The sequence below is a fragment of the Microbacterium sp. genome, assembly GCF_049661145.1.
Taxonomy (GTDB): domain Bacteria; phylum Actinomycetota; class Actinomycetes; order Actinomycetales; family Microbacteriaceae; genus Microbacterium.
Genome location: NZ_JBASZT010000428.1, coordinates 1 through 3171 on the forward strand (window position 1 = coordinate 1; position 3171 = coordinate 3171).

6 protein-coding genes are annotated in these 3171 nt (G+C 70.8%); 1 reads left to right on the forward strand and 5 read right to left on the reverse strand.

The genetic code is table 11. The features are described from left to right. Positions 1-1054: MFS transporter (locus WBP48_RS17635; RefSeq protein ID WP_424442041.1), on the forward strand; the 1054-nt coding region annotated here is incomplete at its 5' end. Between the two features lie 19 nt (positions 1055-1073). Here the strand turns inward: WBP48_RS17635 and WBP48_RS17640 are convergent. The 5 genes from WBP48_RS17640 to WBP48_RS17660 all read right to left on the reverse strand — a co-directional run. After that, positions 1074-1454: a pilus assembly protein TadG-related protein gene (locus WBP48_RS17640; protein WP_424442042.1), complete on the reverse strand. Its 381-nt coding sequence runs from the start codon at positions 1452-1454 to the stop codon at positions 1074-1076. Positions 1455-1513: 59 nt separating this feature from the next. Beyond that, a complete protein-coding gene (locus WBP48_RS17645; RefSeq protein WP_424442043.1) occupies positions 1514-1990 on the reverse strand; it encodes a TadE family protein in 477 nt (158 codons plus the stop codon). Continuing rightward, the gene (locus WBP48_RS17650) at positions 1974-2384 is read right to left on the reverse strand and encodes a TadE/TadG family type IV pilus assembly protein (RefSeq protein ID WP_424442044.1); all 411 of its coding nucleotides are present in this window, start codon (positions 2382-2384) and stop codon (positions 1974-1976) included. The genes WBP48_RS17645 and WBP48_RS17650 overlap by 17 nt, the downstream gene beginning before the upstream one ends. Positions 2385-2392: 8 nt before the next feature. After that, a complete protein-coding gene (locus WBP48_RS17655) occupies positions 2393-2572 on the reverse strand; it encodes a hypothetical protein (RefSeq protein ID WP_424442045.1) in 180 nt (59 codons plus the stop codon). A gap of 66 nt (positions 2573-2638) precedes the next feature. Beyond that, on the reverse strand, positions 2639-3171 hold a 533-nt coding region (locus tag WBP48_RS17660; RefSeq protein WP_424442046.1), incomplete at its 5' end, for a type II secretion system F family protein.

Consider the following 3171-nt stretch of genomic DNA (forward strand, 5'->3'; position numbering starts at 1 on the left):
GGCCGCGGGTGGCGTGATCGCGCTCGGCGGCGTGGCGGGCCTGCTCCTCGCCCCGAGCCTCCCGGTGCTCACGGCCGCGGTGTTCCTCATCGGATTCTGCGCGGCCGCGTTCGGCCTGGCGCGCCATTCCTTCATGACGACGCGCGTTCCGCTGACATTCCGCGCGCGAGCCCTGTCGCTGCTGGGGGGCACCTTCCGTCTCGGCATGTTCGCAGGTCCCTTCATCGCGGCAGCGCTGCTCGCGGTATTCGCCGATGAGCACGCGACGGTGTGGTTCTTCGGAGCGTGCCTCGTAGCGATGATCCTCCTCGTCGCGCTCGGCCCCGACCCGGAGACGCGGGTTCCGGCACGCGGTCGCCCGCGGGACTCGACGACACTCGCGGGCGATTCGCGACTCGCCGAGGACACCGGCGAGCCGGTCACGAGCTCGATCCCTGTGCCCCATCGCGAGGGCGTGCTCCGCACGATGTGGCGCTACCGCGGCGTGCTGTCTCGTCTCGGCGTCGCGGCGGCATCCCTCTCGGCGGTCCGATCGGCGCGCCAGGTCGTCCTGCCACTGTGGGGCGTCTCGATCGGCCTCGACGCGCAGACCATCGCCCTCGTGGTGGGCGTCTCCGGAGCGCTCGACTTCGCGCTGTTCTACGCCAGCGGGCAGGTCATGGACCGGTTCGGCCGGCTGTGGGCCGCCCTCCCCGCCATGCTGCTGATGGGCGCGGGCTTCCTCGCACTCTCGTTCACGCACGACCTCGCCCAATCGGCGATGTGGTTCGCGCTGTTCGCCGCCGTGCTGGGCGTCGGCAACGGCCTGTCCAGCGGCATCCTCCTCACCCTCGGTGCCGACGTCGCTCCGCAGCACGACCCGGCACCGTTCCTGGGCTCGTGGCGGACATTGACGGATGCCGGCGGCGCTCTGTCGCCGCTGCTCGTCTGGGCGATCGCGGCGGCGCTGTCCCTCGCCGCGTCAACGGCGGTCGTCGGGGTCATCGGCCTCGCGGGAGCGGCCGCCTTCGTGCGCTGGGTGCCACGGTTCGTGCCACGGTCGCGAGAGGCTTGACTGTGCGCGGCACGCACCGTCAGCGCAGCACGGTACGGCTGGTCGCGGTCGCGTGCAGCGTCCACCCCTCGGGGACGAACACCGTGAGTACGGGCGGATGCCATTGCATCGCGACCGTGACCCGCGCCGAGTTGCCGTCGGGGGACGATGCCGCCACGAGCGTAGCCGTGCCGGTCGCGGCCAGCAGCTCCGTGGCCTGTTCATAGACGCCCGCGTCGGTCAACTGCGTGCTGGCCTGTCCCCCGACGACGGTGAGGACGAAACCGTCTGCGCCGGCGAGCGCGGCGGCGTCTGCGGCGGCATCCGCCCGCTTCTGCGCCAGGTACAGGCTCGTCGCGTCGGCGCAGATGAGCACGAGGACGAGTGCGAGGATCGCGTACCCGAGTGTGAGCAGCAGCACGCTGCCCTCCTCGTCGCCTTCCTCACCGGACCATCGGGGGGCGACGTGGCGGCAGCCGGTCACGGCTCCACCCAGAAGCGCGAGACCTTCTGCACGCTCGTCGCCTCCACGGGGACTCGAGCGACCTGGTCGAGACCGAGGATTGCCGGCACAAGCGGCAGCGGGACATCCGTGCGCACCGTCACTGCCACCAGGGCACCGGCCGCCGGGCACCGTGTCACGGGCACCTCGGTGGCCGCGCACCGGATCTCGACATCCACCGCGGCCGGGTCGAGCCCGTACTCCGCCACGATTGCGGTGAGCACACGCTCCGTGCGGGTATCGGCGGTCATGGTGTCGGGGGCGGAGGCGATCGTGCGGGCGAGTTGCCGGGCGCCCGTCTCGACGCCGAGGGCTTGGCCCTGTATGGCTCCGAGCGCGACGATCAGGTACACGATCGGCACCAGCAGCACGAGCCCGACGAGAATGAACTCGAGCGCCGCCGACCCCGCATCGCCGGGCGGCTCTGCGCCGGGCGGCTCAGTCGAAACTCTCACGAGGAGCACGGCCGGTCACCTCCATTCCCGCGGGGATGCCCAGAAGTCCGACCAGCGGCAGGGTCGCGACGACGGTGACCTGCACTTCGGGACCGCGTTCGCTGTCCGTGTCGGATGCACTCACCTGCGCATCCAGTGCACCACCTACCGCCGTCGTGATGAGCTCACCGGCACGGGCCGCGCCCGCGGCGGCATCCGCGTCGGCCAGCGCTCCGTGGTACGCGCCCTCGACGGCGGCGTCGTGGACGACGTTGCGCACATAGACGGCGAGCGCGAGCTGCAGCACAGCGAGAGTGAGGACGGTCAGGAGCGTACCCACGAGCACGAACTCGACGACGCTGGACCCGTCGTCATCGTCGTGCAGTCGCTGGAGCAGGCGGTCGGGAGCGGGCATCGGTACGGTCAGAAACCGGAGACGCGGCTGAGCGCCTGTGCGAACAGGTCGGCGAGCGCCGGACCGGCAAGCGTCCAGATTGCCACGACCAGTCCCGCCGTCATCAGCGTCACCAGCACCCAACCGGGCACGTCTCCCGTGTCGTCCTCGACCAGCTCACGGACGATCGATCTCTTTTCCTTGTTCATATCAGGAGTGTGGACGAATCCGAGCGACGGCCTCGCGAGTTATCCACAGCCCACGGATGCGCCGGTTCATCCGAGGCCGAGCTTCAGCATGACGATGCCCGGGAACACGGCGAACAGCACCGACAACGGGAGGATGAAGAACACGAGAGGCAGGAGCATGAGAATCTCCTTGCGTCCGGCCGATTCCAGCAGCGCCCGTTTGGCGTCTTCCCGGGCATCGACGGCCTGCTCCTGCAGCACGTGCGCGAGGGGCGCGCCGCGATCCATCGCCGCGACCAGGTGCTCGACGGCACGGGACAGGGCCGGGACGTCGAGGCCTTTCGCGACGGCGAGCAGAGCATCGGGCAGGCTCGAACCGATGCCGCTGGCGAGCACGGCGCCCCGCAGCTCCCCGGTCAACACCCCAGAGCCGACGTCGCCGACCCGTCGCAGCGCGTCGCGCAGCCCCTCCCCGGCCGCGAGGCACAACGAGAGGAACTCCAGCACGGTCGGCAACTCATCCTCGACGCGCGCCGTGCGCCGTCGTGCCGCAGACGTCAGCCGGTAGTCCCACCCGGCGATGCCGCCCACCGCGAACAGCGGTGGCAGCAGCACAGCGG